Genomic DNA, 15,939 nt, shown 5'->3' with positions numbered 1-15,939 from the left:
AATGGGTGATTCCCTTGTTCGTGTACGAGGCAAAGTATAGATCAGCCGCCTGCACCTTGTCTGAAGTCGGCCCCGCCTGCGGCGGTCAGGGCGAGCGATCCAGGGGCAACGCCCGGCTGGCCGTGCGGGAGCGCGTCAACCCGTCACAGGACGGCGATGGACATACCCCGCCGCGCCAGTACCTTTGCGCGGTTGGATCATGTTGGGCAAGAGCTTACAGGTACAGCATGTTGCCATATTCGGGGGGGGGGGGCAAAATGTGTTTCGCCCGCGTGTTGCCATCGGTGCGGGCAACACGGGCCTCGACGCCACGCCGGCATGGCTGTTGCTGTACTCACGTATCCGCTGACCAACCGCAAGCCCATGTGGCAGCGCACATCGTAGGAGAGGAGGCAGATCATGATCGACATTCCCGCAATCCTCGGCGACGAGGCAGAAACCCTGTTGAGCCATCGCTGCCAGGGCATCGGGCAGGATCTCTTGCACTTGCCCGGGCCGGATTTCGTGGACCGGGTCCTGCTCGCGGGCGACCGCAAGCCGGGTGTGCTGCGCAACCTGCAAGCCCTGTTCGGCCACGGCCGCCTCGGCGGCACCGGCTACCTGTCGATCCTGCCGGTGGATCAGGGTGTCGAGCACTCCGCCGGCGCCTCCTTTGCGCCCAACCCGCGCTACTTCGACCCCGAAAACATTATTCGCCTTGCGCTGGAGGGCGGCTGCAACGGTGTGGCGTCGACGCTGGGCGTGCTGGGCGCCGTCGCCCGCCGCTATGCTCACAAGATTCCCTTCATCGTCAAGCTGAACCACAACGAGCTGCTCACCTACCCGAACAGCTATGACCAGACGCTGTTCGCAGACGTCGAGCAGGCATTCGACATGGGAGCCGCCGCGGTGGGCGCGACGGTGTACTTCGGCTCCGAGGCGTCGCGGCGTCAGATCGGCGAGGTGAGCGCCGCGTTCCAGCGCGCCCACGAGCTGGGCATGGCCACGGTGCTCTGGGCGTATCTGCGCAACGGCGCCTTCAAGCAGGGGGATACCGATTACCACACGGCGGCGGACCTGACGGGGCAGGCCAACCACCTCGGGGTCACCATCGAGGCCGATATCGTCAAGCAGAAGCAGGCCACCACCGACGGCGGCTTCAAGGCCATCGGCTTCGGCAAAACCCATCCGCGTATGTACGAGGTCCTCACCGGCGAGCATCCCATCGAACGTGTACGCTATCAGGTGGCCAATTGCTACATGGGCCGCGCGGGCATGATCAACTCGGGTGGACCGTCCGGCCGCGACGATCTGCATCAGGTGGTCCGCACCGCGGTGATTAACAAGCGCGCCGGCGGCATGGGATTGATCACCGGCCGCAAGGCCTTCCAGAAGCCCATGGAAGATGGCATCGCATTGCTGAACGCGGTGCAGGATGTCTATCTCTCCAACGCCGTGGGCATCGCCTGAGCCGCCGACGCGGCGCCCCACTGCTGCGCCATCCGGCCAGGGCGGCGGCGGGCCGGGCGGCCTGCTGCCTTCGCCGGGCTCGCTGCGACGGCCGTCCGCCGAGCGGTCTCACAGAGGCGTCGTGCGGGCACCGCCATGGCGTGCGCGACGGTGCGCCTGCAGCCAAACTCAAGGGCACAAGATCAGAGCCGGTCCAGCGGCTGTTCTGATGTCGACCCACGGAGCGCAATGCCTATGCTCAGACAACCGATGCCGTCAGCGTCGAGCGGTGATCTGCACCGCGTCGGGCGCGGGGCTGCAGGCGTGGCCCACGCCGGCGCGGTGCCTCTGGACGCGAACTCCATGGTGACGCCTCGGATCGGCTCGCCGAGCGCGAGCACCGTGGCGCTGCGACGCGCCACCGCCCCATGCGTCGCTGCGTCCGGGGCACGGGTGTCGTCATCCGAGCAAGCCGGCGGCGGGCGGAGTGGGCAGTCCAGCATTCTGGTGGCCGACGACAACGACGCCGTGGTCGAGGCCCTGGCGATGCTGCTCGAGCTCGCAGGGTTCAGCGTCATCAAGACCTATGATGGCCTGCAGGCGGTGGCCGCCGCCGAGCGCGAGCGACCAGACATCGTGCTGCTGGATATCGCCATGCCGGGCCTCGACGGTCGTGCCGCCTGCCGGCGGATTCGGGGACTGCCGGGCGGCGGGCGTGTGCGCATCATCGCGCTCTCAGGCTGGGATCCGGACAGCGACGGTGGCCAGTCCGCCGAGACCGGCTTCGATGGCCATCTTGTCAAGCCCGTGGCGTCTGCGGAACTGCTCAGGATGCTCGGCTGCCGGTGATCCGACAATGCCGGGGCCGACGACACGGCGCGGCGGCGCCCGGGGTCAGTTGACGGCGATGCGCTGGTACTGCGGCCGCCGGCTGGTCACTGCGCCCGTATCCGCATCCGCGCTCGCAAAGCGCGCCAATGCCGCGTCCACCTCCGCGAAGATGAAGGGCTTGAAGATCACCGTGTCGGCGCCGACCGCAGCCAATCGCGGTGTCACCTCCTCGAGCAGCTCCGGAAAGCCCGTAATGATGATGGGACGCGGCATACGGCCCTGGGCATGGAGCTGTTCCAGGACATCGATGCCATAGATATCGGGCATCAGAAACTCGATGACGATGGCATCGAAATCCTGTTTTTGGCAGAAAATGGTGGCAAGCCGTCCCTCATAGGCCGGCATGGCCTGATGGCCGCCAGCCACGAGATGATCGGCGAGCACCGTGGCAAGGATATGGTTGGATTCGGCAACGAGGATCTTCATAGGCTTGGGGAATGACTGCGATGCAATAGTTGCGGAGGACGACGGGCAGCCCGGCAATGGCAATGCCGCGCCATTGGCGGCGGTCTAACCGGCGTGGGTTGCGGCTTACAGACTGCGCGTGCCGGCCCAACTCTAAGACGGTGCGATTTGTCCGGGAATAAGCGCCACTCCTCGCACAGCCCTCAGGTTTACCCCGACCCCGCCCCCGACCCCGCTCTTGGCCGCTGGGGATTTGGTGTGCCGCGAGCGCGGATCGGCGGCCTCACCGAGCTGCCCGGACAAGACCGGCGATACCGGTCGCTCTGGCGTGTGGCGTCGACGCGTGCTGGCTACACGTGCACCCCACCGGATACACTGTTGTTGGTCTGATGTCGACGCGCCCACCGCGGTGCGCCTGACACGGGGGCGACCCAGCTATGACACGACGATGCCAACAGCCTCGAGCCAACCCGGTCCCGACAAGCTCATCGCGCTCGTCGAGCGACTGATCCTGGAGCAGCAACGCGTGGAGCCGTTGGCACTGCTGCTGGCGGCGGGTGTGCTCGCCCACCCCGACTACGAGGCCTGGCGGTCGGGGCACCGGCAATGGTTGCAGGACGCCCTGCAGCTGCCGCTGGCCGATACATTGGCGCTGCTGCGGCGGGCGGGGGCACAGGCCCGCGCTGCGGGGCTGGTTCCCACGGCGGCCCAAAACCATCGCCGGGGCGATGATTCCGCGCCGCTCGAGTCAGGCCCGAGCGTCGAGCTCCAGCGGGCCCTCGCCACCGCGTACGCGCCGCCACCGGCGCGCCGGCAGCTGGATCTCTTCTACGACAGCGCCGATGGGTTACTCGAACAAACCCTGCGCGAGGCGGTACTGGCGCGGCGCTTGCCCGCCGCCCGGGAGGCCCTGGACAAGCTCCAGCGTCGTGACCCGGCGTATGCACGCGGCAGCGATTGGCGGCGTCTGATCGACTGCCTGGCGCGAGCCGGCCATACTCCCGGCGCCGCACCCTGCCGGTCCAAGGCGGCGGCACTGCTGCGGGATATCGATGAGATCACCCCCGTCGCCGGCACCCTGCTGGGCCCACAGACGTGGGACTGCCTTGTGCTGCTTTGGGCAGCGCTGGCGCAGGCCGCGGACGGCCTGCGCTTTGACCCGGCCGAGCCCCGGCTGCACGCCAGCTCCGCGCTCGCGCGGCTCGGGCGCTGGCAGGAGGCCCGGGCCGCCATCATGGCGGAGCCCGGCTGGCGGGATCTGCCCGACCTGCTGGCGCCCTACGTCCGCGCCTGTCAGCACAGTGGCGACGCCCGCGCCGCGCGCGCCGCGCTGCTGGCATCCTGCTGGTCCCATCCGCACACGGCGGAGCGCATCCTCGCCGCCGGCGACTGTCCGGACAGCCGGCTCGCCGCGCATTGGCAGGCCTTCTGCGATCTGGAGCCACCCACCGCTGCCGCTGCGGCCTCGGCCGCGATGCTCGCCACCGAGGACTTTCCCGCCTGGTGCCTGCTCGTGGACCCCGGCCTGGCGGCGGATGCGCCCGCCGACGCGACGACGGACCCGCATCGGGCCGCCGCCTACGGCGCGGCCAAGGCGCTGGCCACTGCCCCGGACGACCTCGACCAGCGACGCGCGTTGGGCGCCGCCCAGCCGGCGCTGCTGGCGATCTTTCTGCAGCGGCGCCGCAGCGCGGGATGATGCCGTCGCCGCCGGCTACTGTCTCCTCTGCGGGCGCATGCACCGGCACGGCAACGGCCGCTCGCCAAAGCGTCGTCCAGGCGGCAGCCGCGTCGCGCTAGCCGTCGCCCCGGGTCGGATCGGGTGATGGGGCAGTCCGGACTGCGCTCAGCCGTTCGCCGGCCCGAGGCGCAGGCCGCTGTCGGCAGCGAACAGCAGCAGCGACGCGGGGTCGACGGCGAGGGTGATCTCCTTGTCTTCCCTCACCGCTGTGTCGCCCGCCATGCGCGCGGTGACGCGCCGCCGTGCCGCGCCGCCGGCATCGTCGTCCTGGCGCATGGTCTGTTTGTGCCCGAGTGCCCGCATCCCCGTGGTATCCGCCGGAATTTCGAAGTGCACGAAGACATCGGCGCCCAGCCATTCCACGAGATCCGGCCGAACGCGGAACTCGCCCGTGCCGGCGCCCGCCGGCGGGCGGTCCACCAGATGAAAATGCTCCGGGCGGATGCCAGCGATGACCGCATGGGTGCCGGCGGGCAGGGCGTCGCGCAGCCGCTGCGGCATGGGCAGGCTGGTCATCGGCAGGACCAGTTGACTGCCCTCGATCCGCGCCGGGAGCAGGTTCATGGCCGGTGCGCCGATAAAGCCTGCGACAAACACGTTCGCCGGGTGCCGGTACAGGTCCTGGGGGCTGCCCACCTGCTGGATCTCGCCGCGACGCAGCACGGCGATGCGGTGGCCGAGGGTCATGGCCTCGGTCTGATCGTGGGTGACATAGACCGTGGTGGTGCCGAGCCGCCGCTGCAGCGCCGCGAGCTGATTGCGCATTTGCACGCGCAGCCTGGCATCGAGGTTCGACAGGGGCTCGTCGAGCAGGAAGGCCGCCGGCTCCCGCACGATGGCGCGTCCCATGGCCACGCGCTGGCGCTGTCCGCCGGAGAGCGCGGCGGGCTTGCGGTGCAGCAGTTCGCCCAGCTCGAGCAGCTCCGCTGCACGCGCCACCCGGCGGTCTGCCTCGGCGCGGTCCACCTTGGCGAGCTTCAGCGGGAAAGCCAGATTGTCGCGCACGCTCATGTGCGGATAGAGCGCATAGCTTTGGAACACCATGGCCATGTTGCGGTCCTTCGGATCGCGTCCCGTGACCGTCTCACCGCCGACCCGCACCTCGCCGCTGCTGGGCCGCTCCAGTCCGACGATCAGCTTGAGCAGCGTGGACTTGCCGCAGCCGGACGGACCCACCAGCACGAACAGCTCGCCGTCCCCGATGGTGAGATGCGTCGGCTTCAGCGCCTCGGTGCCGTCGGGGAAGCGTTTGGCGACGCCGTCGAGGATGATGTCGGACATGGGAGCTGCCGAAGTTTGAAGGGTGAAGGGTGAAGGGTGAAGGGTGAAGGTAGCCTGGAGCCCGACATGGCAGGCTGCGCTTGACGACGAGAGCGGTCGGCGCAACCCTATCCTAAAGCGGCAGCGAGATCAGAGGTAGCCTGATGCAAACCGCCAAAGAGCAAGTCGTGGAAGTTTTGAGGAGACTTCCTGGCGATGTCAGCATGGAAGACATCCAATATCATCTGTATGTCCAAGAGAAGATTCGCAAGGATCAGGAATCCATCGCTGCCGAGCGGTCCCTCGACACCGTCCAAGCCAAGGAGCGGCTGGGCAGATGGCTGGAGAAGCAATCTGGGCAGCGGAGGCACTCGATGACATTGAGGCCATCGCCGCCTACATCGCTCGCGATTCATTGGTGCTGACACGCCGGGTCGTCAGCGCGTTCTTCGAGTGCTCGGACCTCCTGCTGACCCAGCCTCGGATGGGACGCATGGTACCGGAGCGGCAGGACGAGAATATCCGCGAGCATTTCGTCTACAGCTACCGGCTCATCTATGCACTCGCAGCCGAGGATATCCACGTTCTCGCGGTCATGTACGGTCGGCGGTCGCTCGAATCAATCGGCGAGCGCCGCTAACAACCACAGGTCGGTCGTACCAAGACCCGAGAATCACGGTGCCGGCGGTTGAGTCGGCCGAGGGAACTGCCCCCTCAACCGCTCGCAGAACCCGGCGCGAGCCTCTCGACTCACCGGGCTCCTGTTGTTCCAACCCTCAATGCCCGTGCTTGTCGCCAAGCCGTCTCCAGGCTCAGCGTCGTGGGATCACAGAGGATAATGTCGTGATCGCGGGCTCATCCTGCGCAAGGAGTTGGCCTACGATGCGACTGGAACAACCCGACCCCTTTGCTCGGAACCCATTACAGGCCCCTTAACGCTCGTAAGGGCCGGTCCGTCCTCGGACCGTGCGTCGATACTCAGTGCCTCGCTTTGCTTCACTTGGCAGGCTCCCTTGGCATCACGATCCGAGTTCCCGCGGTTCCACCGAAGTGCCTGAATCGAACTCGCGCCCTCTCGATGCCGGACACCGCCCACCCAGTCAACAGGCTCCCGATGGGCTCGTCCCAGAGATAGTTGTGGCCTCTGGTTTTGATGTCTGCTACTCAGTTTCGACACCTCTACGAGGGTTCGTGGTCACTCGCCTTCTCGATTCCTACGTGACGCACCACATGGATGCGCCTTCTCCCCCTACGCCCACGACCATGGTCTTCAGCCAAGGCTGCTCGGGTGTGTTTGGAGCCGGCCCCTGCAGGCAGACTCCGGCGGGTCGGTTCCGCCATCACTTCGGCAGCTTCTCATGCTGCCCGGTCAGCTCCGTGCCGACCGAAGCCACATTACTACGGCACCCACAACTGGCTTGACAACCACCGAGGGATACCCGCCGGCAACGGAATTTATCCCTGAGGATTGATACTTCTATATTCATCAACGCGACTTTGCAGGTCCTGAAGCGCTGTCAGAAGACCGTCATGATCGGGGCCGTACTCGAGCGCCCGGATGTTAAATGCGTCTGTCCAATCTTGTAGAGCATATGTGCTGTGCTCCCCTTCAAGAACGAGCGCATAATGCGGGCGCTGACTTGTGGCGGTGATCCTCACATCTTCAAGGACCAGGAGCACGTCCGGGTCGTCAAGGCTGCAGCCAATAAACACGCAGGTGTTTGTTAGGAATATTGATTTGAGGAGCGTGTAGAAATGTGGGTAATTTTGCTTTGCCGAATGATATTCGGATTTTGTGAAAACCATTCGCTGGATGTCATCAATTGTGCCGTGGGCTTTAATTATCAGTCTCGTATCCGCGCGCAATTCATCACCTAGCGAATCGGTATAGTAATTGACTACCTTGTAACCTTCTTGGGATGAGGAGAGGCACAGGCGCTCGTATATCTTGTCAAAATTTGTCGTTATTACCAATCTGGAATCGAGGGCCAGGATAATGCGATGTAGTTCGCCTGGTTGAAATCCGGGATTGTTGAAGTGTGTATTGAGAAAATCGTGATAGTCCGATCGATCCGTCTCTTGTGTAATCGCCTGTAAACATAACAGATAGCGCTTCTCCGCGATCATTTCTTCGATGGCTGCTCTTGCCTCATCGCTCCGCACCAAAGTGCAAGCGTCGCGCAGTAGCTCTTGCCAGCCTTTCGGTCGCCTGCCTTCTGGATCAGCCGCGGAAGCAGAAGCGCCGGCGCCCAAGAAAAGGACGCAACGCCTCCTCGCAACTTCTCTTACTAAAGCATCTGGCCAAGCGATCACGGGGACTCCCGAATATTGGTCAGCAACTTGTCGCAAAGCGAAGAGATCAGCGTAGCATAAGATTTTACTTGCGTATACTGGCTGCCCACCAACCCATCTGCACTCGAGAGCTCGTGTATTGGCGACTTTGCAGATTGCGCCATTGGTATAAGACTGTATAGATTGGGGATGTGTCCCAGTTCCAAGTCGGTTCTGTCCAGTTGATTGGGCATCAGGAAAGCCATGGCCTCGTTCACTGTGCCTGGTATTTGCTTCATAATGCGGTCGTACGATTTAACCGGCCTTCGGCCAGTCTTAAAAGATCTTGTGACATATTGCTGCACCGAGTATCCGGCGAAACGAAACCTGTCGTTGGTCTCGGCGATTATGTTGTACTTGTGGAAGACTTCGGGCTGTTCCTCTTTCGTATCCTCTATCGATTTTTCGTACTGCTTTTGCCATTGCTGTATCCATCCGGATATGTTTTTTATTCCAAGTAAACTGAATATGTCGCATCCAAACGGGGTTACAATGAAATCGCAGGATAATATGACAGATCGGTTTAAAGCGCCGAGAGACGGTCCGACGTCAAATACTATTAAGTCATAGCGGTTGTTTAACGTGCCAAGCAACTCGTTGCACCAGTTAGTGACTCTGTAGCCGCCGATGTCCCGCGCTCGCAGGCCCGCCCAGGCGTCGCTCAGCTTGTCTTCGATGATGCTCATTCTTGGATGTCCAGGTATTATGTCGGTGAGAAAGCGATTCCCCGAGCCCAAAATTGGGTTTATCGCGGTATTTGCTGTAGGCTCGCCCTCGCTGAGAGGGGATAAACACGAAAAGATTGTTTCGTGTTCCGGGTTCTCATTCAGGTAGATATCTTCGCAAGTTTCATCGCTCAAAATAGACTGGGTTGCATTGCATTGCGGGTCCGCGTCTATAAGTAAAGCACGCTTCCCCTTTTGCGTATTGAGAAACGAAACAACATTGCAGGCGAGTGTGGTCTTTCCGACGCCGCCTTTATTGTTGAAGAATACGAGAGATGTCATGGCCGAGATCACGTGATTAAGGGCGTTGAGTATTCCAAGGGCATAAGAGCCCTATCGGAGTGTGGCCCTCGTAAGCCATTAGATCCAAATGTTTAGCCGAGGTTCAGGTTGTTCTTGACATTTTGAGGCTTGTGCCGGACCGATTCAGTAGTCCACCAACCCGCCCGTTCCCTAGCGATGAGCACCTCCGTTGGAAAGAGCGCGTTCAGTTTGTTCCTCTGATCGGCCAGGATCTTGCGGTCTTGCTCGAGCTCCGCGAACCGCCGCACAATGTCGTCCGTCGGACCAATCTCGATACCAAGCCAGCGGCGGGCCTTGAGCTCCGCTGCCATGTAGGTGGTGCCGGCCCCGCCGAAAGGATCGAAGACGAGATCTCCCTCGTCCGTCGACAGCTCGACCACCCGGTCCAAGACCTTGAGGGGCAGCTCGTTCGCGCCGTTGCGGCGCTTGTACTTGGCGTGCCGCACCGGGGACACGTCCCACCAGACATCGGAGAGGTTGACTCCTTTCGGGTTCATCTTGGCCTTGTAGCCGCCGTAGTCGCGCAGGTCGCCGGCGCAGTGGGGGCAGACCTGCATGGGCAGGCGGTCCGGGTGGAAGACGCGCGCCTGCGGTCCTTTCACGTAGTAAAGCAGGGAATAATGGGACGGGTATAACCGGCGCTGGATGGGTAGGCTGTACTTGATGTCCACGGCGATCCAGTGGACGAAGCTCAGCCGGCCGTTCAGGAAGGCGGCGAGCTCGGCGTTCCAGCGCGGGAGGTTCCAGACAAACAGGGCGCCGCCGGGCTTAAGGAGGCGGATGCACTCGGTGAGCCAGGACTCGCACCATTCCAGGTAGCGCTCGGTCTTGAGATTGTCGTCGATGCTGGATGGGTAGAGCTTTTTCAAATTGAAGGGCGGGTCGGCAAAGATCATGTCCACCGAATCGCTGTCCAGGGTGGGCATCAGGTCCATGCAGTCGCCTTCATAGAGACGGCCCAGGTGGGTTTCCAGCGTGACGCGAGGTGCGGTGGTGGCGGCCTGCGGCTGCGCGTCGGATGCCGGCTGCGGCTCCAGCAGCTTGGCAACGGTCGCCGCATTGGCTTGGATGGCGTTCAGCGTCTCGCGGGACAGGCGGCCCATCGCGAGCATCAGCTCGAGTTCTGTGATGCCCGCCGCCGCGAGCACCTGCGGCAGGTCTTCGCCGCTCGGCAGTATGTTGGCGTCGTTGTAGTGACGCAGCCGCGCCACCGGCACGCCGCTGCGCTCAGCGAAGTCATTGATCTCGCGTCGATCACCAGGCGCGACGTCGAGGGCACGGAAGAACTGATCGGAGAAGCTCATCGACTATCCTCTGTTGTCCCGCGGGCATCCTAGCACGAGGGGAGTACAACCTGAAGACTATAGTCCGTCGACTATTGTCTGATGGGTGCTTAGGCTGCCGACTGCTATCCGGTCGGAGCGGAACATGGAGCCTGAGCAGGCTTTCGGCATTGTGCTGCGCGATCTGCGGCGCAGGCGCTCACTGTCGCAGGAGGCATTGGCGCAGGAGAGCGAGCTGGACCGGACGTTCATCTCGCTATTGGAGCGGGGTCTGCGGCAGCCGTCGCTGACGACCATCCTCCAGCTTGCCGGCCCGCTCGGCGTTCGCCCGGAACAGCTGGTGGCTGAAGTCGCCAGGGTCTTGGCCCATGGAGGATGGAACCGTGCGGCTTCTTGAGTATCACGACATCCTAAATCCGGAGCTGTTCCAGCGCTCGGCAGCCTTGCAGCAAGCCTGGGATGATGTGCGCGAGGCCGTCGCGCTGACGGATTGGCCGCAGGGGGCCGGATCTTTCACCATCTATCCGGAGAGCGGCAAGAAGAGCGGCGAGGGCAACGGCGTCAAGCTTATCAAGGTACCGTGCATCCGCGCCCTTCGTGAGCGCGGCTGGGACGTCGAGCGGCTGCCCGATGTCGGCTCCAGTGTCCTGCGCACCGGTGACTTGGATGCCTTGAAGACGACGCCGGAGGGCTTTGTCGCCTTTGAGTGGGAGACGGGGAACATCTCATCCAGCCATCGGGCACTGAATAAGCTGTTCCTCACTATGAAGGAGACGGCGACCATCGGCAGCTTTCTCGTCGTGCCCAGCAACCGACTCAAAATCTACTTGACCGACCGCATCGGCAACATCGGCGAGTTGGAGCCCTACTTTGGCCTTTGGCGAGATCTGACCGGCATCAACGGCGCGCTGCGCATTGTCGTCGTCGAGCATGATGCCGAGAGCTTCGATGTGCCGAAGATCCCAAAGGGCACGGACGGTCGGGCTTTGCGATAGCGCCCGCAAGCGGTCGCTTGCCGTGCGGGCGTAGTGTGGTTGTTACTCCTTCTTCAGAAACACGATGTATTCCTCGCGCATCGTGTTTGCAATGCCCTTGATGGCGCGCGGTATCTCCGCGCTGAACGAGAAACCAAGCGATTCGGCAGCGTCGCGCAAGATCTTGTGCAGCCCGATCACTTGATCCGCGGGCAGCTTGAGCACCTTGCTCAGTTGGTTGTTGTTGGTGCCGACAACGATGACACAGTGGCACCCTTGCTTCAGCACTCTGTGGCACTCGCGCAGCGCGCCGTTCATGTCCTCCAGGTAGCAGTCGTACTTGTCAGCAAGTCTGCTGCCGCCGCGCAACCCGATCATGCTTTTGTCGAGGTGCGCGCGGTCGGCGCCCAAGGCGGCCAGGTGGAAGGCGTCGTTCTTGGCGTAGTCGATTGCGAAGCTGTACGGTGGAGAGAACAGGATCGCGTCCACGGACTCGTCGGCGAGGTCAAGCTGCCGTGCATCGCCTTGTCGAGCGTCGATCCGGCCCAGATCGAAGCCCTGAGCGCCGCGGACCTGCTGGAACTTGCGGCAGCAGTGGAGATACCGTTCTAGGACGCCTTGGAACTGTTCTAGCGGCGGCTTCCGTTGCGAGCGTTGCGTGTAGCCCATGGTGTCCAGGAACGCCAGCAACAGCAACGCATAGGTCTCCGCCGTCTCGCGATCACGGAAACGACGGCCGGACACCACATAGTCGGTTCCCTCCTCCATGACCCGACGTAGATCGTCGTCCTGCGCCAGCTGCTGCCCGGCAGTGGAAAGTGCGACACCGTGGCGGCGGACGAAGTAATCGAACGTCGTTTCGGCCTTCGTCCATGCGCCCTCCGCCCGCGCTAGGGACATGGTGAGCCCGGACGCCTTGGTCTCGGTCATGAACGCGCAAAAGGGGCTGATGTCGACGCCAATCGCATCGGCACCCAGCAAAGCCGCCTCGATCGGCACGGTGCCCGAGCCCATCATCGGGTCCAAAACCGTCTTACCGGGGCCGACGCCGATCACGTTCAGAATACCTCGGACCATCTGTGGGTGAAACTTGCCCCGATAGGGGAAAAGCCCATGTGTGGCGTACCCGGTGCGGAAGCTGTTGGTCTTGAAGAATGACCTGAGCCGCGCCGAGGAGAAGTCGGGGAGCTTCAGGGTCTCGCCGACGCAGGTCAGAAAGTGCCGCGTGGGGCGCCCGTCGACGGAGCAGAAGTATGCCGCCTGTTGGACGAGTGCGGCGCCGGACAGCGTCTGCGCCTCCAGCCAGGCCAAGTGCAGCTCGTAGACCTCACGCAGACCCGGGATGAGTGTCAGGTTGTCTGGTAAAAGGCAGGCGGGAAAGGCCTGCGTCAGAGGGTCGTCCAACTCGGGTCTGTCCTTTGTTTGTCCGAAATCGAGTCTGCCGGCGCGCCGCCGAGGATGGCCCACGCTTGCTCGAGTCGCAACTCCCAGCCCCCAGCCCTCAGCCCCTCGAGCCTACTGGAGGCTGCTCTCATCCCTTCACCGCCCCCGCCGTCAGTCCGGCGACGATGCGGCGCTGGAAGACCACCACCAGCAGGGTCACCGGCAGCGTCACTACCACCGAGGCCGCGGCGATGGAGCCCGTGGGCAGCTCGAAGCGGGAACTGCCGGTGAAGAAGGCGATGGCCGCGGGCACGGTGCGGGCGTTGTTGGTGGAGGTGAGCGCGGCGGCGAACAGAAAGTCGTTCCAGGCGAAGATGAACACCAGGATCGCGGCGGTGAACACGCCCGGCGCCGCCAGCGGCACGATGACATGGCGGAACGCCTGCAGCCGCGTGGCCCCGTCCACCCGTGCCGCCTGATCCAGGTCCCAGGGGATCTCGCGGAAGAAGGCCGAGAGGGTCCAGATGGCCAGCGGCAGTGTGAAGGTCATGTAGGGCAGGATCAGCCCGGGCCAGGTGTCGTACAGCCCGAGATTGCGCCAGAGCTCGAACAACGGCCCGATAACCGCCACCGGCGGGAACATGGCGATGGACAGCGCCGCCGCCAGCACCAGCTGCCGGCCGCGGAAACGCAGCCGCACGATGGCGTAGGCGGCGAACATCGCCAATAGCACCGCCAGTAGCGTGGCGATGCTGGCGATGCCGATGGAGTTCCACAGCGCCGCCGGGAACTGGTCATCGGCGAAGATGGCCCGGTAGTGCTCCAGGCTGATGCGCTGCGGCAGGAAGCGCTGGTCGCCCAGATCCGCCGCGGGCTTCAGCGACAGGGACAGTATCCAGGCCATGGGCAGCAGCGCATAGGCCATCACCAGCAGGCTGCCGAGGCGCCAGAAGAGCCGGTCCAGCAGGCTCGCGCGCGCCATCATTGCCCGTCCTCTCCGGACTCCTGCGCCGAGAAGCTCGCGCCGAAGCCGCGCACGAAGAGCACGGCGATGGCGACGACGCAGGCGAAGATCAGCACCGACACCGCGGAGCCGAGCCCGAGGTTGAGCCGGGTCACCAGCGCGTGATAGCCGACGATGGAGACGGTCTCGGTGCCCTGGGCGCCGCGGGTCTGCACGTAGACGGTATCGAAGATGCGAAAGGCATCCAGGGTGCGGAACAACAGTGCAACGAGCAGGGTATTTGTCATCAGCGGCAGCGTGACGCGGAAGAAGCGCTGCACCGCATTGGCGCCGTCCACGCGGGCCGCATCCAGCAGATCCTGCGGCACCAGAGTCAGGCCCGCCAGCAGCAGCAGGGCCATGAACGGGGTCGTCTTCCAGACCTCGGTCAGGATGATCACCACGAAGGCGGACCAGCGCTCCGTGAGCCACGCATGCTCCACACCCAGCCAGGGATTGACGAAGCCCGTCACCGGGTCGAAGGCGAACTTCCACGCCAGCGCGGCCACCACGGTGATGACGGCATAGGGCACCAGTACCGCCGCGCGCACGCTGCGGCGCAGGAACAGCACCCGGTGCATCACCAGTGCGAGCCCCATGCCCAGCACCAGCTCCAGGCTCACCGAGCCCAGGGTGATGACGGCGGTGTTGGCGAGGGACTCCCACCATACCGGCGAGGTCAGCACGCCCGCATAGTTGGCGAGGCCGACGAAGGCGCGCTCCTGCGGAAAGCGCAGGTCGTAACGAAACAGCGACAGCCAAACCGCGTAGAGGATCGGATAGGCCGTGACCACCAGCATGGCCAGCACGGCCGGGCTGCACAGGAGCCAGCCCAGGCGTTCTTCGGTGGGATCAGCGGGCTTCATGGGCGACTTTGGTCATAGTAGGCCCCGGGAGTGGAGGGCCCGCGCCACGGCCTCGCGCAGGCGCGCCGCATCGCGCTCGGGGTCGATATTGGCCATCGGATGCAGGGTCCGGTTGATGGCGAGGGAGACGTCGTTGTAGAGCGGTGTGCGCGGGCGCTGCACGGCATCTTGCAGTGTCGCGCGCAGCAGGTCCGCGAACGGGAAGGTCTCGCGCACCGCCGGGTCATCATAGAGTGCCGCCGTCGTCGGCGGCAGCCCGCCGCGCCGGGCGGCGAGTCGCTGATGCTCGGCGCCGGCGATGCAGGCGGCGGCCCGCAGGGCGAGCTCCGGATGCTCGGTGTAGGCGCCGACGCCGAGGTTGATACCGCCGATGGCGACCCGGCTCGGCCGGCCCGGGGCCACCGCCGGCCAGCGTGCCCAATGCATGTGCCGGGCGACGGCGGGCGCATTGGCCCGGGCGCTCGGCCAGACATAGGTGTAGTTGACCATGAAGGCGGCTCCGCCAGCCTCGAAGGCGAGCCGCGCCTGATCCTCGCGGGCGCCGGCGAGCCCGGGCGGCGTTGCCGGTGAGCGGGCGAGGCGGCGCATGACCGCCAGCGCCCGGCGCGTGGGCTCTTCGGGCAGCGCAGGCTCGCTGCCGTCGGCGTTCAGCACGCTGCCGCCGGCGGACGCCAGCAGCGACACGAACAGCACGGTCAGCCCCTCGTAGCGGGCGCCCTGGGCCTGGATGCTGCCATCGGCGCCCAGCGCCTCGGCCTGGCGGATCATGGCATCCCAGGTCGCCGGCGGGGTGGTCACGCGGTCGGTGCGGTACCACAGGAGTTGGGTATTGGTTGTAAAGGGCGCCGCCCAGAGCCGATCTTCCCAGCTGGCGCTGTCCACGGTGGCCTGGATGCGTCCGGCGCGGGCCCGTTGGGCCAGGTCCTGGGGCCAGGGCAGAATCCAGCCCGCGGCGGCGAGCTCCGGTGTCCAGATGACATCCATGCCGATGAGGTCGATGGCGCTGTCCCCCGCCGCGAGCCGACGCACCAACTGCTCGCGCTGGCGGTCGGCGTCCGCCGGCAGCGGCTGCAGCACCACCCGATAGGCGCCGTCGGACTGCTCGGCGCAGCGTCGCGCCGCTTCGGCAAAGGCGCCGGAGGGCTCGTCGAAGACATACCAGTTGAGGGCCGGCACCGCCGGCGCCCCGCCGTCGCAGCCGCCCAGGCCGACGATGAGGGCCAGCAGCAGCATGGCCAGGGATTGGCTCGCCGGCCTGGGGCGGCGGGCTCGGGCGGTGGTGCCTGTTCCGATCATGGTCATGCTCTGTGGCCAGGTGGGCGTCTGGACATCGTCCGCAAGCCTGC

The 15,939-nt window shown here is 64.7% G+C and carries 15 protein-coding genes; 6 read left to right on the top strand and 9 right to left on the bottom strand.

The genetic code is table 11. From position 1 onward, the window contains the following. The first annotated feature begins 399 nt into the window (after window positions 1-399). The gene (locus QZ588_RS04495) at window positions 400-1,449 is read left to right on the top strand and encodes a class I fructose-bisphosphate aldolase (RefSeq protein WP_295540339.1); all 1,050 of its coding nucleotides are present in this window, start codon (window positions 400-402) and stop codon (window positions 1,447-1,449) included. Between the two features lie 342 nt (window positions 1,450-1,791). Continuing rightward, on the top strand, window positions 1,792-2,277 hold the full coding sequence (locus QZ588_RS04490) for a response regulator (protein ID WP_295540337.1): 486 nt from the start codon (window positions 1,792-1,794) through the stop codon (window positions 2,275-2,277). 45 nt (window positions 2,278-2,322) lie between these two features. Here QZ588_RS04490 and QZ588_RS04485 read toward each other — a convergent pair whose 3' ends face one another. Continuing rightward, on the bottom strand, window positions 2,323-2,745 hold the full coding sequence (locus QZ588_RS04485; RefSeq protein ID WP_295540335.1) for a response regulator transcription factor: 423 nt from the start codon (window positions 2,743-2,745) through the stop codon (window positions 2,323-2,325). Between the two features lie 427 nt (window positions 2,746-3,172). On the opposite strand from QZ588_RS04485, the gene QZ588_RS04480 reads away from it, so the two are divergent. After that, the gene (locus tag QZ588_RS04480) at window positions 3,173-4,423 is read left to right on the top strand and encodes a hypothetical protein (protein WP_295540334.1); all 1,251 of its coding nucleotides are present in this window, start codon (window positions 3,173-3,175) and stop codon (window positions 4,421-4,423) included. Window positions 4,424-4,570: 147 nt separating this feature from the next. On the opposite strand, the gene QZ588_RS04475 is transcribed toward QZ588_RS04480, so the two are convergent. Then, window positions 4,571-5,746: an ATP-binding cassette domain-containing protein gene (locus QZ588_RS04475; protein ID WP_295540333.1), complete on the bottom strand. Its 1,176-nt coding sequence runs from the start codon at window positions 5,744-5,746 to the stop codon at window positions 4,571-4,573. A gap of 316 nt (window positions 5,747-6,062) precedes the next feature. Here QZ588_RS04475 and QZ588_RS04470 point away from each other — a divergent pair, with 316 nt between their 5' ends. After that, a complete protein-coding gene (locus QZ588_RS04470; RefSeq protein WP_295540331.1) occupies window positions 6,063-6,365 on the top strand; it encodes a type II toxin-antitoxin system RelE/ParE family toxin in 303 nt (100 codons plus the stop codon). Window positions 6,366-7,180: 815 nt separating this feature from the next. Here the strand turns inward: QZ588_RS04470 and QZ588_RS04465 are convergent. The 3 genes from QZ588_RS04465 to QZ588_RS04455 form a co-directional block, all read right to left on the bottom strand. After that, window positions 7,181-8,038: an SIR2 family protein gene (locus tag QZ588_RS04465; protein WP_295540330.1), complete on the bottom strand. Its 858-nt coding sequence runs from the start codon at window positions 8,036-8,038 to the stop codon at window positions 7,181-7,183. Then, a complete protein-coding gene (locus tag QZ588_RS04460) occupies window positions 8,035-9,063 on the bottom strand; it encodes an AAA family ATPase (protein WP_295540329.1) in 1,029 nt (342 codons plus the stop codon). The genes QZ588_RS04465 and QZ588_RS04460 overlap by 4 nt, the downstream gene beginning before the upstream one ends. A gap of 92 nt (window positions 9,064-9,155) precedes the next feature. Beyond that, window positions 9,156-10,388: a site-specific DNA-methyltransferase gene (locus QZ588_RS04455; protein ID WP_295540327.1), complete on the bottom strand. Its 1,233-nt coding sequence runs from the start codon at window positions 10,386-10,388 to the stop codon at window positions 9,156-9,158. A 124-nt stretch (window positions 10,389-10,512) separates the two neighbouring features. Here QZ588_RS04455 and QZ588_RS04450 point away from each other — a divergent pair, with 124 nt between their 5' ends. Further along, on the top strand, window positions 10,513-10,764 hold the full coding sequence (locus QZ588_RS04450; protein ID WP_295540326.1) for a helix-turn-helix transcriptional regulator: 252 nt from the start codon (window positions 10,513-10,515) through the stop codon (window positions 10,762-10,764). Next, window positions 10,736-11,362 (top strand): hypothetical protein, encoded by a 627-nt coding sequence (locus QZ588_RS04445; RefSeq protein ID WP_295540325.1) that lies wholly within the window; start codon window positions 10,736-10,738, stop codon window positions 11,360-11,362. The genes QZ588_RS04450 and QZ588_RS04445 overlap by 29 nt, the downstream gene beginning before the upstream one ends. Window positions 11,363-11,404: 42 nt before the next feature. On the opposite strand, the gene QZ588_RS04440 is transcribed toward QZ588_RS04445, so the two are convergent. From QZ588_RS04440 to QZ588_RS04425, 4 genes are all read right to left on the bottom strand, one after another. Then, window positions 11,405-12,745, bottom strand: a complete 1,341-nt coding sequence (locus QZ588_RS04440) for a DNA methyltransferase (RefSeq protein ID WP_295540323.1) — start codon at window positions 12,743-12,745, stop codon at window positions 11,405-11,407. 127 nt (window positions 12,746-12,872) lie between these two features. Next, window positions 12,873-13,706, bottom strand: coding sequence for a carbohydrate ABC transporter permease (locus QZ588_RS04435; protein ID WP_295540427.1), 834 nt, complete (start codon window positions 13,704-13,706; stop codon window positions 12,873-12,875). Continuing rightward, entirely contained in the window at window positions 13,706-14,593 is an 888-nt protein-coding gene (locus QZ588_RS04430; RefSeq protein ID WP_295540322.1) for a carbohydrate ABC transporter permease, read from the bottom strand. The genes QZ588_RS04435 and QZ588_RS04430 overlap by 1 nt, the downstream gene beginning before the upstream one ends. A 12-nt stretch (window positions 14,594-14,605) precedes the next feature. After that, the gene (locus QZ588_RS04425; protein ID WP_295540320.1) at window positions 14,606-15,889 is read right to left on the bottom strand and encodes an ABC transporter substrate-binding protein; all 1,284 of its coding nucleotides are present in this window, start codon (window positions 15,887-15,889) and stop codon (window positions 14,606-14,608) included. Window positions 15,890-15,939 lie beyond the last annotated feature (50 nt).

Origin of the sequence: uncultured Thiohalocapsa sp., from assembly GCF_913062725.1 — a bacterium.
Classification (GTDB): domain Bacteria; phylum Pseudomonadota; class Gammaproteobacteria; order Chromatiales; family Chromatiaceae; genus Thiohalocapsa.
Note: the sequence above shows the minus strand (reverse complement) of the source record. Positions and strands in the feature narration are given on the sequence as shown.

Coding starts and splice junctions, on each gene's coding strand:
- QZ588_RS04495 (WP_295540339.1), top strand. CDS start 400: ATGATCGACATTCCCGCAATCCTCGGCGACGAGGCAGAAACCCTGTTG.
- QZ588_RS04490 (WP_295540337.1), top strand. CDS start 1,792: ATGGTGACGCCTCGGATCGGCTCGCCGAGCGCGAGCACCGTGGCGCTG.
- QZ588_RS04485 (WP_295540335.1), bottom strand. CDS start 2,745: ATGAAGATCCTCGTTGCCGAATCCAACCATATCCTTGCCACGGTGCTC.
- QZ588_RS04480 (WP_295540334.1), top strand. CDS start 3,173: ATGCCAACAGCCTCGAGCCAACCCGGTCCCGACAAGCTCATCGCGCTC.
- QZ588_RS04475 (WP_295540333.1), bottom strand. CDS start 5,746: ATGTCCGACATCATCCTCGACGGCGTCGCCAAACGCTTCCCCGACGGC.
- QZ588_RS04470 (WP_295540331.1), top strand. CDS start 6,063: ATGGCTGGAGAAGCAATCTGGGCAGCGGAGGCACTCGATGACATTGAG.
- QZ588_RS04460 (WP_295540329.1), bottom strand. CDS start 9,063: ATGACATCTCTCGTATTCTTCAACAATAAAGGCGGCGTCGGAAAGACC.
- QZ588_RS04455 (WP_295540327.1), bottom strand. CDS start 10,388: ATGAGCTTCTCCGATCAGTTCTTCCGTGCCCTCGACGTCGCGCCTGGT.
- QZ588_RS04450 (WP_295540326.1), top strand. CDS start 10,513: ATGGAGCCTGAGCAGGCTTTCGGCATTGTGCTGCGCGATCTGCGGCGC.
- QZ588_RS04445 (WP_295540325.1), top strand. CDS start 10,736: ATGGAGGATGGAACCGTGCGGCTTCTTGAGTATCACGACATCCTAAAT.
- QZ588_RS04435 (WP_295540427.1), bottom strand. CDS start 13,706: ATGGCGCGCGCGAGCCTGCTGGACCGGCTCTTCTGGCGCCTCGGCAGC.
- QZ588_RS04430 (WP_295540322.1), bottom strand. CDS start 14,593: ATGAAGCCCGCTGATCCCACCGAAGAACGCCTGGGCTGGCTCCTGTGC.
- QZ588_RS04425 (WP_295540320.1), bottom strand. CDS start 15,889: ATGATCGGAACAGGCACCACCGCCCGAGCCCGCCGCCCCAGGCCGGCG.